The following is a 22,148-nucleotide window of genomic DNA, read 5'->3' as shown; positions in this document are numbered from 1 at the left end:
GGTCGCAAGACCAATTGAGGCTTCCCGTGCGAATGGGCAGCGAACTAGGGTGGTACCACGAAAGCAATCTCTCGTCCCTTTGGCTACAGACATACGTGTCTGTACCTGAGGGTTGGGAGTTTTTTTTATGTTCATATTCTAAGGAGGGTTCGAATGATGTACAAAGTTCTAGTATCCGATCCAATTAGTGACATGGGAATTCAAATGCTTTACGATGCAGCCGATGTTGAAGTGGTTAAGCAATCTGGTTTATCCGAGGATGAGCTCATTTCCATCATTGGCGATTATGACGCGCTTCTAGTTCGCAGCCAAACCAAAGTTACAGAGAAAATCATGAATGCCGCAACGAAGCTTAAGGTTATTGGCCGCGCTGGTGTTGGTGTAGATAATATTGATTTGGAAGCAGCAACTAAACGCGGTATTATCGTCATCAACGCACCGGACGGAAATACAATTGCAACTTGTGAGCTTACATTTGCCATGATGATGTCAACAGCACGTATGATCCCGCAAGCATACAAGAAAACAGTTGGCGGTGAATGGGATCGGAAATTTATCGGTGTTGAGCTTCGTAACAAAACGCTCGGTATTCTCGGGATGGGTCGTATCGGAAGCGAAGTAGCCAAACGGGCTAAGGTGTTCGGCATGGAAGTTATCGGGTATGACCCTTTCTTGACGGAAGAACGCGCTGAGAAAATTGGCGTTAAGCTTGGTACTGTCAATGAAATTGTTGCAAAAGCAGATTTTATCACGGTTCATACACCACTTACGCCAGAAACGCGCCACCTGATCTCCAAACCGCAATTCGAAATTATGAAAAAAGGTATGCGCCTTATCAACTGCGCACGCGGCGGTATTATTGATGAAATGGCAATGGTTGAAGCAATTGATCAAGGAATTGTAGCCGGAGCGGCTTTCGACGTATTCGAAGTAGAGCCACCTCAAAAGGATCACCCTTTCTTGAACAACCCTAAAGTCATTGTAACCCCTCATCTTGGCGCATCTACTATTGAAGCTCAAGAAAACGTAGCGATTGACGTTTCTGAAGAAGTTCTTCATATCCTGCGTAATGAACCGTTCAAAAATGCCGTTAATTTACCGCCTGTACCAGCCAATGTATTGAACAAACTTCAACCATACTTTGGACTCGGTGAAAAAATCGGCTCCATTCTTGGTCAAATCGCACAAGGCGCTGTTTATGAAATCGTCGTAAACTATGCGGGGGATTTGATTGATGTAGATACAAGTCCATTAACACGTTACATCGTAAAAGGTGTGTTTGAGAACCAACTAGAATCCATTAATATTGTGAATGCCATGCACTTGGCTAAATCACGTGATGTGAATATCGTTGTTCAAACGTCAAACACATCCAGCAGCTTTACAAATCTAGTTACTGTTACTGTAAAAACGAAGCAAGAAGAGAAAACACTTGCTGGTACTTTACTGGCTGGCTACGGAGAACGTATCGTTCGTATCGATCAATATCCAGTTGATTTCGCTGCTGAAGGTAACCTGTTGTTGATTTCTCATAACGACAAACCAGGTATTATCGGACGTGTTGGTACGCTTCTAGGAAGCAATAATGTGAACATTGCAACGATGCAAGTAGGCCGTAAAGTCATTGGCGGCTCAGCGATCATGGTCCTAACCATTGATAAATCCGCTCCTGCTGAAGTACTGGCTGACCTTACAACACAAGCCGAAATCGTGAATGTTCGTGCCCTTACGGTATAACTTTTAGCGATTAGGTAACAAAGTGTTTCACGAACAACAAGATTTTGTCTGAATATTCTACAAAATTAAAGGCGTTTGCTGTGAGTTTTCTCAGCAAACGCCTCTTCTTATGTCGAATTTCGTTATTTTACACTTATTTAAGCTCACAAGGCAAAAGTAAAGTAAAGGTTGTTCCCTGTCCCAAAGCACTTTGTACAGTCACACTGCCGTGATGTGCGTCTACGATATTTTTCACGATGGCAAGTCCAAGCCCTGTCCCCCCCGAAGAACCGCGTGTTCGGGCTTTATCGGCCTTGTAGAAGCGTTCAAATATGAACGGCAGGTCGTCGGATGGAATCCCCTGCCCCTCGTCGGAGACCTCAATGCGGATCGCCGGCCGATCCTTGTAGACGGCGGTCTCTGCCTTAATGGCAATACATGCCCCAGAGGCCGTATGCCGAAAAGCATTGTCAAGCAGGTTCGTTAACACCTGCTCAAGCCGGTCCTCATCCCCCCGTCCAAGGATGAGGGACTCCTCAGGCAGCGTAGCGCTCAGCGTGATGCCGCGCTCTTTTGCCATCACCGCGAATTTGCGGTGCATGCGTCTGACCAGGGAGTCGAATTCGACCTCCCTGAAGACCAGTTCGAGATGGCCGGCTTCCATCCGCGCCAGATCGAGCAGGTCACGGACGAGGCGCCCCATACGGAGCGACTCGTCGTGGATGACCTGAACCAGCTCCACGCGCTCTTCCGGCGTGGAGGGGATATCATCCAGCAGGGCTTCGCTGTAGCCCTGCAGCATCGAGATCGGCGTGCGCAGCTCGTGCGACACGTTCGCCACAAAATCCTTGCGCAGCTTATCGAGGCGCTCCTCCTCCGTGACATCACGGAGTACGGCTACGGCGCCGCGTACTTGATCGCTCGTGTATAACGGTGTCATTGCGACGGACCACACGCCATTTTGCACGTGAAGCTTCGTAGCTGCTTCCGACGATTCGTCCACGACCGCTTCAAATAGCGGAATCAGCGGCACAGGGATCGGACTCGAGTAGGGATTGCTATAGCTCATTAATCCCCAATCTCCGAGCGCCGTATCCGGTTTGCGGAAACGTCTCGTCTCCTCATCATCCTCTGACCACTCAATTTTGCTCCACTCTTGCACAATCTTCTCACCTTGCGGATTGGTCAGCATGACAGATCCATTTGCATCGAGCGTGATGACCGCATCAGTCATACTTCGTAAAATACTGGATAAATGCTCTTTTTCCTGACTGAGGGCTCGGATGCTTTCCTGCATCTTCTCCCCCATGTGATTAAACGTTTTGGCCAGCTCGCCAATTTCATCCTTGGATTGAATAGGAACACGGGTACCATATTCCCCCATGGTGATGAAATCAGCTGCTTTCTTCAATTGCTGAAGCGGTCTAGTAATTCGAGAGAACAAGAAAAATGCGAAGAAAGTAGTCATAAGAAAGCCAACTATGGACACATAGATAAACAATCTCAACATGTAGGCCTGAGTTGCTTCTAACGACTGCAGAGATTGATACAGCAGCGTTGCTCCAACGATGGTGCCTTGAAGATTTCTTAACGGTACGGCAACAACGAGGTACTCAGTCCCTGTTTTAATCCGCCCTGTACCGGACTTATTGACATGTTTGTCTTTTGTCTGACCTACGAATACTTGTCGGAGCTCCGCTTCCGTGAAAAAATCGGTTACATGGAAACTGGCTAATTCACTCCCCTGTGTCGAAGGAATAACCATTTCCTTCATATCGGTGGAGATCACCAGCATTTTAGCATCTTGGAAGCTTAGCAGTTCATTGCTCAATTGATAAAACTGCTCATCATACATGTGATGCGAAGCTTCTGCCGAGAATTTGACGGCCATATTCTTCATATTTTTCGTCTGATCATTCGCTTGAGCGAAATAATTTTCCATGTAATTGACAAGAAAAAGACCTAGTATGAGCAGTACAACCCCAACTAGGCCAATAATTGTTAACCAGAGCTTACCTACGACACTTCTGAAAATAAACACGTTATTTGGGCACCTCTAGCTTATAGCCTACTCCCCATACGGTCGTGATCATTGCCGCCGCATCCGGGGATACTTTGTTTAATTTTTCACGAAGTCTTTTTACATGGGTATCTACGGTACGTAGATCTCCAAAAAATTCATAATTCCAAACATCCTTAAGCAGTTCCTCACGAGAGAACACTTTATCCGGAGATACGGCCAAATAGTGCAGCAGCTCATACTCTTTCGGAGTCAAAGCTACTTCCTGTCCTCCAGCAGTTACCCGATGCGCATCATGTTCGATGATTAGGTTAGGAAAGACAATATTGTTGCTCGAACTCGCATCCTTGGACAAGTAGGCTGTTGCAGAGGAACGACGTAGAATCGCTTTAACCCGGTAGATGACTTCGCGCGGTGAAAAAGGTTTGACGACATAGTCATCTGCACCAACTTCAAAGCCGCTAACTCGGTTCGTCTCTTCGCCTTTGGCTGTCAGCATAATAACAGGCGTGGACTTCACTTGACGAAGCCGTGCGCAAACTTCAATCCCATCAATTCCTGGCAGCATCACATCGAGCAGCACTAAATCATAGTCCATTTCTGTTGCCATCCGCAGCGCTGTCTCACCGTCTTCTGCTTCTTCAATGATATAGCCCTCTTTTTCCAAATACATTCTAAGTAGTCGACGAATACGTTCCTCATCATCAACAACGAGTATGCTAGCTTTCATTTCCATGGAGCTTCACATCCTTATCTAATAATGTTCGAATGATTTATACACCTGCATAGGAGTGAAGACCTGCAATGACAAGGTTCACACCAACTAACGTAAACATAACAACAATAAATCCAATAACAGTCAACCAAGCTGATTTCTTACCTTGCCAGCCCTTGGAGAGACGAAGATGTAAAAACACCGCATAAAATAACCAAGTAATTAAAGCCCAAACTTCTTTGGGATCCCAACCCCAGAAACGACCCCATGCTTCTTGAGCCCATATCATCGCAAAAATCAATGCGCCTAAGGTGAAAATCGGATAGCCGATCGCAATGGCACGATAGCTGATTTCATCCAGATCTTCTGGGTCCATTCCTTTGACGATGGGTCCAATCGCTGCTCCTAATGGCTTACGCGCAACTACACGTGCGAGTCCATAGAGCAGAAGACCTCCAAGTATCGACCAAATGACCGTATTCAACTTACGACCTGCGCTTGCACCTTCCATCCAGGAGGGAGCTGTGAATAAAGGCTCTGACATACCCAAGAATGGCTTCATCTCCACAACCTGTGTATCATATGGCTTAACAATTGGAGGTAATACATAAGTTTCGTTATGAATGCTCGTTTCTTGTTGACCTTGTGTATTGGTCACGATGACTTCTTTGGAGAAAACGGCTTTATAGCCAGAACCATTAAATGTAAAGATCGAAGCAATGAAGGCGATTAACATCAGGATGAAAAAAAGTGTAAGCTCCACGCCTCTTTGTTCACGCTTATCCACTTTGGATGTTCCTTTGTAATCGACAGCACGCAGCAGATACATCAGTCCGCCGGCAAAGCCGACTCCGAAGAAAGCTTCTCCTGCAGCTGCGGTTGTTACATGAATCTTGAGCCAGTAACTTTGCAACGCAGGAATTAAGGGTTGTATTTCACTAGGGAAAACAGAAGCATACGCAATGATGATAAAGCCAATGGGCAATGCGAATACACCAAGGACAGGTGTGCGATAAATGAGATACACAATCAAGAAGGCAAACATGATCATCATACCTAGAAAGGTCATGAATTCGTACATATTCGATGTTGGGATATGATTACCTTCCGCCCATCTGGTAAAAAAGAAAGTCACGTGACACGCAAATCCAACTAGTGAAGCAAGGAAAGCAACAAAGCCCCATCGCTTCGTATGTTGTTCAGGGTCCCTATTGCTCCATTTCCTTCCGGTTATCGAGAGGACAAACAATAAAAATGCAGCAAGGTAAACGAAAAAAGCTATAAGTAAAAAGGTGCTGCTCAGTGAGTTAACATTCACCCCTGGTCCCCTCCAATATCTAATGATTTCGCTGAAACTTCCATATTGTTCTTCTTGAGTGCTGCTGCCACTTCATTACGGAGTCCAAACCAGTTCTTATTCGTATGACCGCCTAAAGTTAGCTTCCCGCTATCAATTCGAATCCAGATGCGGCGATGCTGCCAATAGAAGCCCATAATCACACCAATCATGAATATCGCAGATCCTACCCAGATATACGGCATAGCCTTGTCTACGCGAATGTTCAGATAGGTTGTATAATTGGCAAATTGAACACCTTCCATGGACCCGACAGCAAGCTTCAGCTTTTGGCTTATTGGGCCGTTAATTGTATCTTGCGAGAAGGTTTCTTTATCAATTTGTCTTGGGAAGTACAGGTAAGGTACACCGTTAGCGGCTAGATCGGGACCTGTGATGCTAAATATAAATGCAGGTGCCTTGGGCTCATTCGACTTGCTGATGGGCTGTCCCTTTTCAAGACCAAACTCAGGGAAATACCCTTTCAGCGTCAGCTTGTAAGGACCTACTTGATATTCATCCTTAGGATTATTCATCGGCAAATCAAAGCTTCCATAAGACTCACCTGTTGTAGGATTGCTAAGTGTAGGCTTTACGGAGATGAGCATTGGTGTAGATTTATAATCGAATTGATAAGCTTGAAGGCCTTTGTAATCAAGTGGATGATTCACGATGATGTTATCTTTATGAACTTCTGTAAGTACAGGTTCTTTGGATGAATCATCACAATTCGCAGAACAATGATACAAAACTGCCTGAGTTTCATAGGTTTTCGGGACAATTTGTCCCTTAGCCTTAATACTTTCTGGCACATCTTTCTCGTCATACAGCTCCAAGGTGAACTTTTCATTTTTGATGAAATAGGAAGTATGAGGAATTGCCTTGGTTTCCCCTTCCAGAATACCCATGTACTCATCCATATGCCAGCCTGGTATGCTTCTCATTAACACACCGATCAGAAAAATAATGAGACCAATATGATTGATATAGGGACCCCAGCGGCTAAAACGGTATTTCTCAGCTAGAAGCGCTGTTCCATCTGTATGTACACGGTAATTTTTTTTACGCAAAAGATCGCCAAGCTTATTTGTCCATGCTTCCTCATCAGTTCCCGGAGGCAATTCAGCGACAAGCGTCACTTTCTGTCTCGTGAGAAAATTCAAGTGCTTTCGTATTTGCTGCTTAGATAGTGCGCGATATAATGGCAGCACCCGATCCAAACTGCAAATGACTAGAGATGTTCCTATCATGAATAGCAGCGTGATGAACCACCATGAACTAAACGTGTGTGAGAAGCCCAGAAAGTGATAAATGGTTCCCAGTGTACCATAGTTTTGAGAATAATACTGGGCAGGATCCATATCTAAGAACGTATTCTCTTGTGGAAAAATAGTGCCTACAGCAGATGCGACGACCGTCCAAATAATGATCCATACCGCTATTTTAACCGAGGAAAAGAAATTCCAGACTTTATCCAGCAAAGAAGGGTCCGATTTCTGAGATCGACGGGCCATACCATCGTATCGCATTTCCAGTATATCTCTGCCCTCCGTGTCAATCAGCGGATTACCACAAGATTCACAAAGCGTTGTACCTGTGGGATTCTGGTGCCCGCAATCGCATTTGGTGTTGTAGAACATGATGACCTCCTGAAAACTTTAAGCATTCGTTCATTTTAAGATTTGTCAACCAACTTAGCGATCGATTCATCGATAAAAGACTCTGTCATCTGACCGATTTTTTTGACACTCACTTTGCCGTCTGCTCCAATAAAGTAGGTTGTCGGATAATCCATGACGCCATACTGCTTACGTACGACTTCTTTGGCATCCAGTAGCACAGGCATATTCAGCTTATACTGATCCATGAAGCTTTGAACCGTTACTTTATTCTTATCAACGTTAACCTCTAAGAAAACCACGCCTTCTTTGCTCCATTTATCATATTGCCTTTGGAGAGCAGGCATTTCTTCTTTGCACGGCGGACAAAAGGTTCCCCAAAAATTAATCAAAACCGGTTTTCCTTTATAATCCGATAATTCATGCGTTTTACCATCTAATCCGACTAAGGAGAAATTCGTCGCCTTATCTCCTTGCTGGGGGTACTTCTTGTTGTCAGAAGCTGACAAATTCGTAATAATGGTAAACACGCCAATAATAAGCACGACCGCAAAAATCCCAATCTGTACCCATTTCTTATTTGGACCCACGTATAATCACCTTCGCTTTTTGACAATGTTAGTTTTTTCACATAGGTTTATACCTTATATTATAACGAAAAGAAGGCCAATTCTTATTGGCCTTTTTGAACGTTATGTGTCTTGAGAGCCTCGTTCCTAAGCTCCTCAACCTCTTTTGGCGTCAAGTGACGATACTTGGCTCTTGGCAGGCCAGTTAAAAAGATTGGACCGAATTTAATTCGTTTTAATTTGATCACTGGAAAGGAGATTGCCTCAAACATACGTCTAACTTGTCGATTCCTGCCCTCATAGATCGTAATTTGAATGATGGACTCATTCTTATCCATATTCACATCCGCATATTCAACTTCGGCCGGGGCCGTCATGCCATCCTCTAACTGTATGCCCGTTTTTAGCTTGTCTAATAACGTTCCGTGCGGTACCCCTTTGACAGTGGCTTGATAGGTTTTGGGCACGTGATGTTTGGGATGCGTGAGTAAATGTGCAAATTCACCGTCGTTCGTCAGAAGGAGCAACCCTTCCGTATCATAATCCAATCGTCCGACCGGATAAACGCGTTCTCTAATCCCAGGTAAGAAGTCCGTTACTACTTTACGTCCCTCTGGGTCCGTAGCACTTGTAATAACACCCTTGGGCTTATTCAAAATCACATAGATCTTCTTTTGTTGACCAATCGCACGTCCATCAACTCTAATTTCATCTTCTTCCGTGTTTACTTTCACGCCAAGCGTGGTGACGACTTCACCGTTCACTTGAACACGTCCCGCTGTGATAATTTCTTCACATTTCCGACGGGATGCGATCCCCGCTTCGGCTAATACTTTTTGCAGTCTTTCCATGATCCGCTTTCACCTCAAGCTAATGATAACGGAGTTCCATGTAAATCTCAAGAGCGAAGGCATTTTGATAACGTCTAAGACATGTAGGCACGATAGAATAGACATTCTATGCAAATACCAAAAAGCAGATAATGATGGATGCAACAAAGCCGACTAAGTCAGAGATAAGCCCAACTTTTAACGCATAACCAGCCTTCCGTATGCCGATAGCACCGAAATAAACCGTAATCACATATAAAGTCGTATCCGTACTCCCTTGAACCGTCGAAGCAATGCGGCCAATCATAGAATCTGGGCCAAACTGCTCGATAAGATCCGTGGTAAAAGCAAGCGAACCCGCTCCAGTAATCGGACGTAAAATGGCCAATGGCAGTACTTCGGTTGGAACCCCTATACTTTCAAAGAATGGTCGCATCCAGCCGATTACTAAATCCATCGCACCGGAGGCACGGAAGACAGATATGGCTACCATCATACCTACGAGATGGGGGATGATTTTGATAGCTGTATCAAAGCCTTCTTTAGCTCCGTCAACAAACGATTCGTAAACGGGCACCTTTCGATACGCCGCGAATAAAGGAATGAAGACGATCATGATTGGGATAGCCCATGCAGAAATCAGCGAAACGAAGGCATACATTCGTAATCATCCTTTCAAAGGAGGGATGGGTGAGCGCGACCTTCGATACCATCGATCCACAAAAATAGCCGCGGCCGTCGAAATGACAGTGGCAATTAGCGTTGTGCCAACGATTTCCGCAGGATTTAAAGAATTGTAATTCATACGAATGGCAATTAACGTCGTCGGAATAAGTGTAATGCTTGATGTGTTAAGGGCTAAAAGGGTACACATAGCGGTGCTAGCAGTGTCTTTATCGGGATTCAACTTCTGCAGCTCTTGCATCGCCTTAATTCCCATTGGTGTAGCCGCGTTCCCAAGACCAAGGATATTGGCACTCATGTTGGACATGATGTAGCCGATGGCTGGATGATTCTTAGGAACACTAGGGAATAAGAAACGAACTGCCGGCTGCAATAATCTCGCAAGTTTGCTAAGAATACCAGCGTCTTCAGCTATCCGCATCATTCCCATCCAAAAGACCAGCACACTAATTAATCCAAAGCAGACTGTTACTCCGCTCTTAGCACCGTCGAAAGCTGCTTGTGTGACAGTTTCCACATTCCCATTAAATGCCGCCACGCCGAACCCAGCGACAATAAAAAACAGCCAAATCCAATTCACCATATCGAATGGCCTCCTAAGAGTTTTGCTTTAGCAAAACTGGCATCGTAAGCATAAGTTTATTTTAATCCGCCCATTGTGATTCCGAGACTGTAAACAAGCTCTGTACTAGCAATCTGCAGATGTATCCGTAGTGTGAAAGCCATGTTTCCTGATACGCATTACCTTCTTTAAAGGAGAATGTGGATTGACTGGTGGTTTGCAGTAACGGACTTGTTGAATCATAGATAGGTACTGTTTGAATTGACTTCTGGTTGAGTGAAAACTGCAGCGTCCCTCGTTCTGCTAACCGGTATTCCATAGATGCAGGATCGACTAGTGTTACTTTCCGAGTCAGTTGCGCAGCTTCACCTTCAGCTAATGGATAGGAGAACGTCCTCCCCACGACCCAAGGAGTGCCCTCCACGGCATCCCCCTTCTTGACAATTGTTTGTAACGGATAATATTTAAAACCATATTGAAGCAACCGAGCATGATCCCCCCAATCATCCGGATCATTGAGCGTAACAACCGCGAGATGCTGGCCGTCTCTGGTGGCTGATGAGACCAAACAGCGCTTGGCAAGCTTCGTATACCCCGTTTTCACACCGTCAGCACCTTCAAAGAGAGACAGCATCTTATTCTTGTTAAGCCATGAATAATCCCAAGCTTCATTCGGGTTCGGCACTTTCTTGATTTTCGTGGAAACAATGTCTTGAAATACGGAATTTTTGAGCGCATAAGCCGTCAGCTTAGCCATATCGTTCGGACTGGAGCGATGACCTTCTCCCTCATCGAGGCCCGAGGGATTCGTGAAATGCGAATGCTCCATACCGAGCATCTTCGCCTTCTCATTCATCAAATAGACGAAGCCTTCTACACTTCCTCCTATATGCTCGGCGATCGCGGTTGCTGCATCATTTCCGGAGCGCATCATCAGACCATACAGCATGTCGTGTAGACGCATTTCTTCGCCAAGCTTCAGATAAATGGAAGAACCTTCTTTGCCAAACGCATTTTTACTAACCTTGACTTTATCCGTCAATTTACCTTCTTCAATCGCAATAATAGCGGTCATAATTTTGGTCAAGCTGGCTATTCGCATAGGCGTGTCCCCTTTTTCACTATAAAGGATACGGCCTGACTCCACATCAATAAGGGAAGCACCCACAGCATTCGTATGGATGCCAGGCGGTGCTGCCTCCACTTGTCCAAATGGTGCCCACAGTAAACTAATGATTGCACTCCATACTAGGATCAACCTGACTCTTATCTTCATCGTTTTCCCCCTAAACAAAAGAACTTGTACCTTTTTGACTAGACAAAACTTTGTACAAGTATATGCTTATGGAATGGGGATATGTCCAAGTCTTCTTATTTACAAAACAGAAATCAGTCCATATAATGAGAAATACTTTCATATGGAGATCACCGGAGGAGCCTGCCACTGCAGGCTTCTTTTTGCGTTTTTTTGGTTCTTCTGGTAAATGAACTATTTTTCACCAAAAATGTCGGTCAAGCTAAAGCTTACTGCGAGGAGGAAACATGCTAACTTGGGTTGCCTTACTTTTTTTATAGTAATTTTATACGCTCATTATAACTTTGCTCATGCTTTTCGGTCTCAAGGAACACGATATCGAAAAGGTAGGATTGATTAGAGCTCTAGCCATGAAAGCTCTGGATGTGACGGAAAGAGACATGACCATCGCTTCATTGTTGATTCTCTGGGGTTCTGGTCTTGCATCAGCAACCATTCGTTGCTACAATGATCCCCTTAATTAAAGACATGGCTGAGGGGGGCCTGGACTTGCCGTTGATTCGGAGCTTAGCAATATCATATGGTGGTCGCTTGCTTTAGGGGCTTGTTTAGGAGGAAATGGTACAATTATTGGCGCTTCGCCTAATGTTATCGTTGCCGGACTCGACGCCAAAGAAGGTAAAGGCTAGTTATTTGGAATTTATGAAGGTGGATGCACCTATAACCCTTGTGTCTCTGGCATTAGCCCATGTTTATATCTACATCCGTTATCTGTTATAAGGGGTTACGACATGAAAAAAGCTGCCCACAAAGGACAGCTCAGACGAAGGCCAATCTACTACACAATGAAATTTTGATTCTCGATATTGGTTACATTTGTTCCGTTCGCGCCGACAGTACTGGCAGGTGTCTTAGCTCCTAAGCCTTTGATCATGCTTTGGATTTTGTCCACCACTTGCGGAGCGGAGTCAATGAGACGTTCTAGAATATGTGTTTGGTTGTCCAGTGGAACAACCTTCACGCCATTCTTGCCTACGACGAGGAAAGCAATAGGTGTAATGGATACCCCGCCGCCGCTACCACCACCGAAAGGAAGAGCAACCTTTGCATTCAGCGCATCGCTTTTACCTGCAGAGCCGCCTTCAATTTCAATTTCGGAATCTGTCACGAATTCGCTGCCGCCTGCGGCAAAACCAAAACCTACTTTGGATATCGGCATAATGACACTACCATCCGGTGTTTCAACAGGATCACCAACAATCGTGTTAACGTCGACCATTTCTTTAATATTTTCCATGGCGACTTTCATGAGGCCTTGAATCGGGTGTTCGGACATGATCGTAATCCTCCTTAGAGTTTTTAGCCAGATAAACTGGCATCGGAAGCACAAACGTCAAAAAGCAAAAATGGTTCATTTGTAGAGTGCCCTGAGTGGAATATCGTTATGTACACTTCAAGAAGCCGTTTTAACTCTTGCCCTTGTCTTCAGAGCTATTTGAATCCATGTACGAATACCACCCTTTACTTTAGCCGCTCTACTAATCAAACGTACTCCTGCAACTACTACAAACCATACGCGGATCCGTCCTGCAAAACGAAAATCGGTAGAAAATTGCTTCTCATTATATTGCGGAATAACATCGATGTGCGGTTTCGCCGTTAAGTTCACATAGCGAATGGAAAAGCCAAGCAGTGAGGACTTGATTCCCCAAATAGCCCCTGTTGTTATCGCTGTTTCAGGTGCATCACCTACGCCTATGCGAGTTATCCATTTCAAATCGGTACACTCGACTTTCGCTAATGTTTGCTTCATCCAATCATAAAGATTTAATGTATATACAATTGCTTCCTTTGCTTGATTGTAAGCGTAGAGTATTTTTTCTTTCGTGATTTGACCCTTGCTTTCATCTTTAAGTTTGGAACTGGATTTGGTTATGATTTCCGATTTAATCAAAATCCCCTTGGTAAGGCCTTTGAATTGTATGATTGGAATGACATAACGATATCGTATAAGCCCGAATAACGCTCGCATTTCCACTGATAACGTATCGTTGTCTTTCACTCTGGAGAAGTTGAATTCGCCATGAATGAAACTGAATAATAAAACGATGATCACAAAAATGATAAAAAGAATAACAATCCCCAGCCACAACAACTTAGAATCCCTCCTAATATAGGGATCTTTGAGCATAGCTCAAAGTCTCTCCGCATTGGGATCTTTGAGCATAGCTCAAAGTCTCTCCGCATTGGGATCTTTGAGCATAGCTCAAAGTCTCTCCGCATTGGGATCTTTGAGCGTAGCTCAAAGTCTCTCCGTTTAGCAAAAAACTCCACCTGCAAGAAAAAGTCTTCTCGTAGGTGGAGTTAGTATGACCCTAAAAAGGAAATGAAATGCATGTGGGCGGGTACTCATTCAGTTTCATCACTTACATCTTCAAGAGTAATCTGCTTCTGATCTCCGCCTAATCGGTCAAATAATAGACGCGTCTCTTCTTCCAGATCAAAATTCCCTTGGAAGCTTGCCGAATCCGGGAGCTCCGTAATCGAACTAAGCCCGAAATATTCTAGAAATTGCTTGGAGGTTCCGTACAATATCGGTCTACCAACCGCGTCGGCGCGTCCGACTTCCGTTATCAAGTCTTTGCCGGTTAAGGTTGCTAAGGCCCGATCACATTTCACGCCGCGGATCTCCTCAATTTCGACTCTTGTAATTGGTTGTTTATAAGCAACGATGGATAAAGTCTCTAACGCGGCTTGTGATAGGGATGATCGTGAAGGTGAATAAGCTAGTCGTTCAAAATAGGGCGCATGCTCAGCTAAGGTTGTTAACTGATAGGCCCCAGCTACTTCCACAATCTGAACGCCACGCCCCTTTCGTTTGAACTCCGTTCTCATATCTTTGAGCAGATCACGAATCAAATAAAGATCAAGCTCCATGACTTCAGCTAATTGCTTGGCATCCAAGCCTTCGTCGCCAGAGGCAAAGAGCAGTCCTTCAATAATTGATTTCATCTGTGGAAAATTGAGTGTCAATGTCAGAAACCTCCTCTTTCGCTTGGATGACGATGTCTTCAAATAGCTTGTACTGATAACAAATAACTTTTTTCATTTTCATTAATTCGAGTATCGCTAAGAAAGTCACAACGATTTCTTCACGTGTCATTTCGTAATCGAATAGCTTCGAGAAAAGCAGCTTGCCACCTTTAACTTTTAGTAAGTCGACAACCTCTCTAATGCGGTCTTTGACGGATATTTCATCTCTTCGAATTCTTGTAACGACATTGCGGTTAGCCAGCTTCCGTAAAGTCCGTTGAAAGGCAAATAAGAGGTCAGCGACATCAAGCCCCTCAACAGGATTCTCCTGGATATCAGGCAGGTATGGCGTTAAATCCTCAGGTTCACGTGTATACACCAGACTGCGTTCTACTTCTTTATCCCTAAGCATATCGGCAATCGATTTATACTTCCGGTATTCAATCAGCTTCGCAACAAGCTCTGCGCGAGGATCTAGAGAGTCGTCCATATCATCAAAATATTCATCAAATTCAATAACAGGCGGCTTAGGTAATAGCATTTTGCTCTTGATAGAGAGAAGTGTTGCTGCCATCACAAGAAATTCACTCGTAATATCCAGCTCCAATTCATGCATTGCTTGAACATAACCCAAGTACTGGTCTGTAATTTCTTTGATCGGAATATTATAAATGTCAAGTTCATTTTTATCGATAAGATGAAGCAATAGATCAAGGGGGCCTTCAAATGCTTCTAACTTATAGGTTACTTTCATTTTGTTCTCCCCCTTGTCATATTGAAAATAGATTCATAACAAACTGCGCGGCAAACGGATAAATATGTCCGAGCGCCCATTGTCCAACCGGTGTAATCAGTAAAACAATAACTAGAATAAGTGCATAGCGTTGATTACGTGTAAACCATCCTTGCTTCTGGGAAGGAACAAGTCCTTTCAAAACATACCATCCGTCGAGCGGATAAAGAGGCAGCATATGTATAAGACAAATCATTAAATTGACGATGACGCAGTACTGCAAATAGACTCGCCACTGTTCAACGGTTATGGACTCAGTCCCTCCTCCTACCATAGCCGGAAGAAAGAAATAGAGCCACCAGAAGAACAAAACGAGCAGCAAATTCGTAAAAGGACCCGCTAAATAAACAAGTGTGTGGGATAGCCTGGGTCTTTTCTTAAAACGTGATTCATCTACTGGTAATTTCTTCGACCAGCCATAGGGGCCGAAGATGATCATAGCTAGCCCCAAGGCATCTAAATGTGCCAAGGGGTTTAGCGATAACCGTTTGCTTTCTCGGGCTGTACGATCTCCGAGCAGCCAAGCCGCCCCCGCATGAGCTGCGTCGTGCAGCGTCATTGCGATCAGAAAAGCGAGCAACCTAGGCAGCAGTGTTTCCAGATGATAATAAGAAAGCATTACGAAGTGAATTGCTTCGTCAAATTCGCCATTTCAATCGCTGTTACAGCAGCTTCCCAACCTTTATTTCCAGCTTTGGTACCCGCACGTTCTACCGCTTGCTCAATGGAATCTGTTGTTAAAACACCGAAAATTGTAGGAACGCCTGTTTTCAGATTAATAGCAGCTACACCCTTCGCTACTTCGCTGCACACATAATCAAAATGCGGAGTTGATCCTCGAATTACCGCACCTAGTGTAATAACAGCATCGTACTTTCCGCTTTCAGCCATTTTTTGAGCAATTAGCGGAAGTTCAAATGCGCCTGGTACCCAAGCGATATCTACTTCATCTTCATTTACGCCATGACGTTTCAGAGCGTCCTGTGCGCCACCCAACAATTTGGATGTAATAAATTCATTAAAACGACCTACAACGATACCATATTTCAAGTTTTGCGAAATTAAATGCCCTTCAAAAATGTTAGCCATAGTGAGATTCTCCCTTTCTTATTTGAACAAGTTATTTGGATTAGATTAGTTTATATGCCGCTGCCAGAGTCATGGAAACTCAGCATATGGCCTAGCTTGTTTTTCTTCGTTTGTAAATAATTGAGATTATCAGCCTTACTATCCATTTGAATCGGAACCCGCTCAACCACTTCTAGGCCGTAACCTTCCAAACCTTTAATTTTGCGTGGATTATTCGTTAATAGTCGAAGCTGCGTGATGCCAAGATCTTTCAAAATTTGCGCCCCAATCCCATAATCCCGAAGATCTGGAGCAAAGCCTAGCTTAATATTCGCTTCTACGGTGTCTAATCCCTGCTCTTGCAAGGCATAAGCCTTCAATTTGTTGATTAAACCGATTCCCCGACCTTCCTGTCGCATATATAATAATACACCATTGCCCTCTTCATCAATCTGTTTTAATGCAGCATCCAATTGTGGACCGCAGTCGCAGCGATGAGAATGGAAGACATCCCCAGTCAAGCACTCGGAATGCACGCGTACCAACGTTGGTTTCGAAGAGTCAATTGTCCCTTTGACAAGGGCCACGTGCTCTTTGTTATCAAGCAGGTTCGTATAAGCAATAGCCTTGAATATACCGAAATCGGTTGGAAGCTTAATTTCAACCTCACGTTGAACCAATTTCTCCTGCTGATTTCGATATTGGATTAAGTCCTGTATCGTGATAATACACAGATCATGTTTCGCTGCAATTTCCATTAGATCCGGTACACGCGCCATCGTCCCGTCTTCCTTGATGACTTCACAAATGACCGCTGCTGGATAAGATTCACACATGATAGCCAAATCAACTGCCGCTTCTGTATGCCCAGTTCTGCGGAGCACGCCGCCCTTTTTGGCAATTAAAGGGAAAATGTGACCTGGTCTTCGGAAATCCTGAGGTTTTGCTGTCGGATCAATCAAGCCCATAATCGTTCTAGATCGCTCATGCGCAGATATCCCTGTACTAGTATCCATATGATCAACAGAAACAGTAAACGCTGTTCCGTGATAATCCGTATTCCGTGCGACCATGGGAGGCAGTTCAAGTTCTTGTGCACGTTCTTCCGTTATTGGTGCACAAACAAGTCCACGTCCTTCTTTGATCATGAAATTAATGACCTCTGGCGTTGTTTTATCGGCAAGTGCGATAAAATCGCCCTCATTCTCACGATCTTCATCGTCCACAGCAATAATGACTTTACCGAGTTTGAGATCGTTTAGCGCTTCTTCTATGGTGTTGAAGATTATTTTTGTCATATTCACCTCTCCTAAGAGTTTTGCTTTAGCAAAACTATCTTCGTAAGCATAAGCCTGAGTTTTGCTTTAGCAAAGCTGACTTCGTTGTTTCTACATAAAGCCGTTATCGGCAAGAAAGCTCGCAGTAAGCGTACTTTGTTTTTTCCCGCTTCCATCCGAAGTTTCAGATGGACCGAACTTTAGTAGACGCTCCATATATTTGCCTAGCACGTCACATTCTATGTTGACCGTATCCCCAGCCTTTTTATCATGTAGGACCGTTTGAGCAAGGGTATGCGGGATGATGGAAACCGCCACTTCACGATCATTAACATCAACAACGGTAAGGCTTATGCCGTCAATTGTGATGGAACCCCCAGTAATGATATATCGGAAAATGTGTTTATTCTCCGGTTCGAACCGGTAAACGACCGCATTTTCCTCGGGTATTCGTGAAAGGATCGTTGCGGTTGCATCCACATGCCCTTGAACAATGTGCCCCCCGAACCGGCCATTCGCTGCCATCGCTCGCTCCAAATTCACGCGGGTGCCAGTTTGTAGTTTGCGAAGATTCGTCTTACGGTATGTTTCTGGCATAACATCCACTGAAAATGAGTCGTTATCAAAGGAAATGACTGTCAAACAGACGCCATTTACAGATATACTGTCACCCAGGTGGACATCTTCAAGCACTTTCTTGGCAGCAATGGTCAACACCATGGCTTGCCCTTGACTATGAATGCGGCGCATGTGGCCGATTTCTTCAATAATTCCGGTAAACATGCAAGTCCTCCATTCGTTAGCTCTTATAATTCGGATAGCCAGTTATGCAAATATCCGGTCCAAACTGCTCGACCTTGAGTCGGTCGAGCGTAATCGCATCATCCATCTTCGCGATTCCATCGAAGTTGATGTTTACAGGTGCTGCAGAGCCTCCGCCGATGATTTTCGGCGCAAACATCAGCACCAGCTTGTCGATCAGGCGCTGCTCCAGCATAGCGCCGTTGAGCTTCCCTCCACCCTCTAGAAGGATGGAGCCGATCTCGCGCTCGCCGAGCTTCCGCATGGCGAGCGTCAGGTCCACCTGCGGGCCGTCCCCGCAGGTGAGGACCGTGATGCCGCGCGCTTCCAGCGCGGCACGACGCTCTGCGGGCGCCTGCGAGCTCGCGAGCAGGATCGTCGGCTGACGATCCTGCTCCGTGAGCACCCGGGCGCCCAGCGGGACTCGCAAGAGCGAGTCCGCGACGATCCGTACCGGCTGCACAGCCGGTACGTCGCCGCGCGCGCTCAGCAGCGGGTCGTCGGCGATGATGGTGCTGGCGCCGACCATGATACCCTGATGCCGATGGCGCAGGGTATGAACGAAGGCACGAGACGCTGGCGACGTGATCCATTTGCTGTCGCCGGTCTTCGAGGCAATGCGGCCGTCGAGCGTGCTCGCAGTCTTCATCGTCACATAAGGCTTACGGGTGACGATGTATTTGTTGAAGGCCTCGTTCATTGCCGCGGCCTCCTCTGCAAGCAGCCCAACGGTTACGTCGAGACCATGCTCACGCAGTTTAGCGATGCCTGTCCCACCAACCTGCGGGTTCGGATCAGTTCCAGCGACGACAACCCGTAACACGCCGGCCTCAATGAGTCGGTCGCTGCAGGGCGGCGTTTTGCCAAAGTGACTGCATGGCTCTAATGTCACATAAGCCGTGCTTCCCTTTGCTTCCTCGCCTGCCATTTGCAAGGCGAGAACCTCGGCATGGCCATGTCCGCGCTTTAAGTGCGCTCCCATACCAACGATGCGCCCATTTTTAACAAGAACACACCCTACCACAGGATTAATTCCCGTCTGACCAAGAGCACTTTCAGCCATTTGCAAAGCTAGTCTCATGTAAGCTTCGTCATTCAGTACATGCACAAAGTTCACCGCCTTTCAGGTCCATCCAAATTTTGAATGCAAAAAGGCCCCTCCGTGTATCGGATAGGGGCCAGAGATTTTCTAGATAACACGAAGAAGCTTCATCCATCCATACTTGCTGCATTTTTGATCAAATCAAACAACAACGACGTATCTGCTTCAAAAGACAGACCTGCCGAATTTTTGTTTACGTGAAAAAATGTACAAGTATGCATAGCGAATCAAATGTTCGCGTTTTCCTTCTCCCATCCAGACTATACTGTCGGTTCCGGAATTGCACCGGATCAGCCGTAGCGAAGCTATGTTTTAGGTACCGCTAGCTTCAAAACGGGTCACGGACTTATCGAAATCATGTAACGGGTACATGTTATCGAATCACCGCCGGTGTGGAATTTCACCACGCCCCGAAGGTTTGCATACATATAAAAGTAACTTACAACTAAGAACTAGCTAAAAATTACTTTGGTAATGAAAAATTTATCACTCACACTTACAAAAAGCAAGTGCTTTTTTCCTTTTCACATTAATTTCTTACTTTTTCTATGAATTCACTCGGAATTAAATTAAAAAAGAACCCATTGAAATTAATCAACGGGCGTCTTTTCGATTATGACAAATTATACTTCTACAACTTCAACTTTCTCCATCAAATCTTTGCCTTTGAAAGCATCGACTAATTCCATGCCTTTGGATACTTTACCAAATACGGTATGCTGTCCATCCAAATGCGGTTGCGGTTGGTAAGCAATATAGAACTGGCTTCCACCTGTATTTCTGCCTGCATGAGCCATAGCCAAGGAGCCGCGCTCATGTTTGTTCGGGTTGATTTCACAGTTGATTTGGTAACCAGGGCCACCAGTTCCTGTTCCTGTAGGACAACCACCTTGTGCTACGAATCCTGGAATAACACGATGAAAAACAAGTCCGTTGTAGAAACCGGAGTTTGCTAATTTTTCAAAGTTAGCAACGGTATTCGGTGCATCGTTTTCGAAAAGATCGATGACAACTTCGCCGCCACCTGCTAGTTTAATTTTTGCTTGTTTGGCCATTTGTGGTCCACTCCTTTAGGAAATAATATCTTATTCTACTATGAAAACTTCCATTTCACAAACTGCGCTATATTTCTAACATCATTCTACCCCGACCATGTCCTGTTTGACTGCGAAAATGTGCTTCCTGCGCTGCTTAAAGTGGACGAGCAGTCCATCTCGAGATGGAGAAAACACAAAGAAGGAAACCCCGTATAAGCTTGAGGTTTCCTTCTTTTTATATAAAACAACCTAAACGGTCTCGCTCATTTGTTTCATTCTTGCAGGAATGAGGTCATTACCAACGATGTTATCGAACGTTTCGCGTTTTACGACGAGATCACTTTGACCATCTTTCACGAAGACAACACCAGGACGGCGGATACGGTTATAATTGCTTGCCATTGCATAATTGTATGCACCTGTGCAAGATACTGCTAGAACGTCTCCTGAACTAACTTTTGGCAGGTTCAGATCCCAGATCAGCATATCGCCGCTCTCACAGCATTTCCCTGCAATAGATACAACCTCTGTCGGTTGCTCTGTAGCACGGTTAGCCAACATCGCCTCATACACAGCCTCATACAAAGCAGGACGCGGGTTATCCGTCATGCCGCCATCTACAGCTACATATTTACGCACCCCTGGAATATCCTTTGTTGTACCAACAGTGTACAGTGTTGTTCCCGCGTCACCAACGATGCTGCGGCCTGGTTCAACCCAAATTTCAGGCATTGGAAAATCATTGCTGCCGAAATTCTCTTTAATCGCGTCTGTTATAGCTTTAACATAAACAGCAACCGGAAGCGGGCTATCTTCGCTCACATAACGAATTCCGAAACCGCCGCCAAGGTTAATGACCTTGAACGTCACACCGATTTCTTTACGAACTTGAACCGCAAAGCCAGCCACTTTCTCAGCTGCCATGCGGAAGCCCTCTACTTCAAAAATTTGGGAGCCAATATGGGAATGAACGCCCAATAACTCCACGTTGCTTAATTGCGAAGCTTCTTGAACCGCCAGGAATGCCGAGCCATTGCCCATGTCGAAACCGAATTTGGAATCCGTCTGGCCTGTAGAAATATATTCATGCGTATGTGCCTCAACGCCCGGCGTAATACGCAGTAAGATCTTCACCTCTTGGCGTTTCTCTTCGGCAATCGCATTCAACATTTGAAGTTCGATAAAGTTATCTACGACGAAACAGCCGATTTCGGCATCAATTGCCATTTCCAATTCAGCGATTGTTTTGTTATTGCCATGGAAATGAATTCGATCCGCTGGGAAACCTGCTTGCAGCGCTGTATAAAGCTCACCATCGGAAACAACGTCAAGTGACATTCCCTCTTCATCTACAATTCGGCACATCGCCATTACGCAGAATGCTTTGCTGGCATAAGCCACTTGGAATTTCAGACCCGACGCTTTGAAAGCTTCTACGAATTCACGGCAGCGTCCACGTACTAGCGCTTCGTCAAATACATATAAAGGAGTGCCGTATTCTGCAACCAATTTCGTTGCATCGACACCGCCGATTTCGAGGTGGCCTTGGTCGTTTATTTTACTAGTACCATGTAAATACATAGCTTTATTTTCCCCTCTCCCTGAACCATCTTCTTGCTATATGCCGCCAAAGAGGTTAATGTACATTACTATTAAAAGTACCATATGGCATGCGCTTTTGACAATACACGCTAGGACATAAAATCAAAAAGGACAGGAGAATTCCCTGCC

The 22,148-nt window shown here is 45.1% G+C and carries 21 protein-coding genes, 1 pseudogene, 1 riboswitch and 1 other annotated feature (1 of these 24 running past the window's edge); of the genes and pseudogenes, 2 read left to right on the top strand and 20 right to left on the bottom strand.

From position 1 onward, the window contains the following. Positions 1–82, top strand: a binding site (T-box leader) (it extends 150 nt beyond the left edge of the window). Positions 83–156: 74 nt separating this feature from the next. Next, entirely contained in the window at positions 157–1,737 is a 1,581-nt protein-coding gene (gene serA / locus QFZ80_RS10225; protein WP_307555580.1) for a phosphoglycerate dehydrogenase, read from the top strand. A gap of 133 nt (positions 1,738–1,870) precedes the next feature. On the opposite strand, the gene QFZ80_RS10220 is transcribed toward serA, so the two are convergent. The 9 genes from QFZ80_RS10220 to QFZ80_RS10180 all read right to left on the bottom strand — a co-directional run bounded on the left by QFZ80_RS10220 (position 1,871) and on the right by QFZ80_RS10180 (position 11,327). Further along, positions 1,871–3,757 (bottom strand): ATP-binding protein, encoded by a 1,887-nt coding sequence (locus tag QFZ80_RS10220; RefSeq protein WP_307558723.1) that lies wholly within the window; start codon positions 3,755–3,757, stop codon positions 1,871–1,873. A 1-nt stretch (position 3,758) separates the two neighbouring features. Further along, a complete protein-coding gene (locus QFZ80_RS10215) occupies positions 3,759–4,472 on the bottom strand; it encodes a response regulator transcription factor (RefSeq protein WP_171643416.1) in 714 nt (237 codons plus the stop codon). A 37-nt stretch (positions 4,473–4,509) separates the two neighbouring features. Next, on the bottom strand, positions 4,510–5,769 hold the full coding sequence (gene ccsA / locus QFZ80_RS10210; RefSeq protein ID WP_307546977.1) for a cytochrome c biogenesis protein CcsA: 1,260 nt from the start codon (positions 5,767–5,769) through the stop codon (positions 4,510–4,512). Continuing rightward, positions 5,766–7,427, bottom strand: coding sequence for a cytochrome c biogenesis protein ResB (gene resB, locus QFZ80_RS10205; RefSeq protein WP_307546978.1), 1,662 nt, complete (start codon positions 7,425–7,427; stop codon positions 5,766–5,768). The genes ccsA and resB overlap by 4 nt, the downstream gene beginning before the upstream one ends. 35 nt (positions 7,428–7,462) lie before the next feature. Further along, the gene (locus tag QFZ80_RS10200) at positions 7,463–7,996 is read right to left on the bottom strand and encodes a redoxin domain-containing protein (RefSeq protein WP_307546980.1); all 534 of its coding nucleotides are present in this window, start codon (positions 7,994–7,996) and stop codon (positions 7,463–7,465) included. A gap of 83 nt (positions 7,997–8,079) precedes the next feature. After that, positions 8,080–8,826 carry a pseudouridine synthase gene (locus tag QFZ80_RS10195; protein ID WP_307546982.1) on the bottom strand — a complete coding sequence of 249 codons (747 nt, stop codon included), beginning with the start codon at positions 8,824–8,826 and terminating at the stop codon, positions 8,080–8,082. Positions 8,827–8,932: 106 nt separating this feature from the next. After that, positions 8,933–9,466 carry a spore maturation protein gene (locus QFZ80_RS10190; protein ID WP_307546984.1) on the bottom strand — a complete coding sequence of 178 codons (534 nt, stop codon included), beginning with the start codon at positions 9,464–9,466 and terminating at the stop codon, positions 8,933–8,935. Positions 9,467–9,472: 6 nt separating this feature from the next. Further along, positions 9,473–10,072: a nucleoside recognition domain-containing protein gene (locus tag QFZ80_RS10185; protein WP_307546986.1), complete on the bottom strand. Its 600-nt coding sequence runs from the start codon at positions 10,070–10,072 to the stop codon at positions 9,473–9,475. 61 nt (positions 10,073–10,133) lie between these two features. Then, on the bottom strand, positions 10,134–11,327 hold the full coding sequence (locus tag QFZ80_RS10180) for a D-alanyl-D-alanine carboxypeptidase family protein (protein WP_307546988.1): 1,194 nt from the start codon (positions 11,325–11,327) through the stop codon (positions 10,134–10,136). Positions 11,328–11,647: 320 nt separating this feature from the next. Between QFZ80_RS10180 and QFZ80_RS10175 the strand changes: the two are divergent. After that, positions 11,648–12,086, top strand: a pseudogene (locus QFZ80_RS10175) (hypothetical protein); the annotation flags it as partial. 58 nt (positions 12,087–12,144) lie between these two features. On the opposite strand, the gene ytfJ reads toward QFZ80_RS10175, so the two are convergent. The 11 genes from ytfJ to lysA all read right to left on the bottom strand — a co-directional run bounded on the left by ytfJ (position 12,145) and on the right by lysA (position 21,998). Continuing rightward, positions 12,145–12,642, bottom strand: coding sequence for a GerW family sporulation protein (gene ytfJ, locus QFZ80_RS10170; protein WP_307546990.1), 498 nt, complete (start codon positions 12,640–12,642; stop codon positions 12,145–12,147). Between the two features lie 117 nt (positions 12,643–12,759). Beyond that, positions 12,760–13,461: a DUF2953 domain-containing protein gene (locus QFZ80_RS10165; RefSeq protein WP_307558720.1), complete on the bottom strand. Its 702-nt coding sequence runs from the start codon at positions 13,459–13,461 to the stop codon at positions 12,760–12,762. Between the two features lie 254 nt (positions 13,462–13,715). After that, a complete protein-coding gene (gene scpB / locus QFZ80_RS10160; protein WP_307555582.1) occupies positions 13,716–14,318 on the bottom strand; it encodes an SMC-Scp complex subunit ScpB in 603 nt (200 codons plus the stop codon). Then, entirely contained in the window at positions 14,302–15,093 is a 792-nt protein-coding gene (locus QFZ80_RS10155; RefSeq protein ID WP_307546994.1) for a segregation and condensation protein A, read from the bottom strand. Before QFZ80_RS10155 ends, scpB begins: the two co-directional genes overlap by 17 nt. Before the next feature lie 16 nt (positions 15,094–15,109). Further along, a complete protein-coding gene (locus QFZ80_RS10150; RefSeq protein ID WP_307558718.1) occupies positions 15,110–15,751 on the bottom strand; it encodes a site-2 protease family protein in 642 nt (213 codons plus the stop codon). Then, complete coding sequence (ribH, locus tag QFZ80_RS10145) at positions 15,751–16,221, bottom strand: 6,7-dimethyl-8-ribityllumazine synthase (RefSeq protein WP_307558716.1); 471 nt, start codon at positions 16,219–16,221, stop codon at positions 15,751–15,753. The genes QFZ80_RS10150 and ribH overlap by 1 nt, the downstream gene beginning before the upstream one ends. Positions 16,222–16,271: 50 nt before the next feature. Beyond that, a complete protein-coding gene (locus QFZ80_RS10140; RefSeq protein ID WP_307558714.1) occupies positions 16,272–17,498 on the bottom strand; it encodes a bifunctional 3,4-dihydroxy-2-butanone-4-phosphate synthase/GTP cyclohydrolase II in 1,227 nt (408 codons plus the stop codon). A 90-nt stretch (positions 17,499–17,588) separates the two neighbouring features. Beyond that, entirely contained in the window at positions 17,589–18,260 is a 672-nt protein-coding gene (gene ribE / locus QFZ80_RS10135; protein ID WP_307558712.1) for a riboflavin synthase, read from the bottom strand. A gap of 16 nt (positions 18,261–18,276) precedes the next feature. Continuing rightward, positions 18,277–19,386 (bottom strand): bifunctional diaminohydroxyphosphoribosylaminopyrimidine deaminase/5-amino-6-(5-phosphoribosylamino)uracil reductase RibD, encoded by a 1,110-nt coding sequence (gene ribD / locus QFZ80_RS10130; RefSeq protein WP_307558710.1) that lies wholly within the window; start codon positions 19,384–19,386, stop codon positions 18,277–18,279. A 233-nt stretch (positions 19,387–19,619) separates the two neighbouring features. After that, a riboswitch (FMN riboswitch) is annotated at positions 19,620–19,802 on the bottom strand. 201 nt (positions 19,803–20,003) lie between these two features. Then, positions 20,004–20,435 (bottom strand): peptidylprolyl isomerase, encoded by a 432-nt coding sequence (locus tag QFZ80_RS10125; RefSeq protein WP_047674065.1) that lies wholly within the window; start codon positions 20,433–20,435, stop codon positions 20,004–20,006. 231 nt (positions 20,436–20,666) lie between these two features. Then, positions 20,667–21,998: a diaminopimelate decarboxylase gene (lysA, locus tag QFZ80_RS10120; protein WP_307558708.1), complete on the bottom strand. Its 1,332-nt coding sequence runs from the start codon at positions 21,996–21,998 to the stop codon at positions 20,667–20,669. Positions 21,999–22,148: the final 150 nt, after the last annotated feature.

It is taken from the genome of Paenibacillus sp. V4I7, assembly GCF_030817275.1.
GTDB lineage: Bacteria > Bacillota > Bacilli > Paenibacillales > NBRC-103111 > Paenibacillus_E.
Note: the sequence above shows the minus strand (reverse complement) of the source record. Positions and strands in the feature narration are given on the sequence as shown.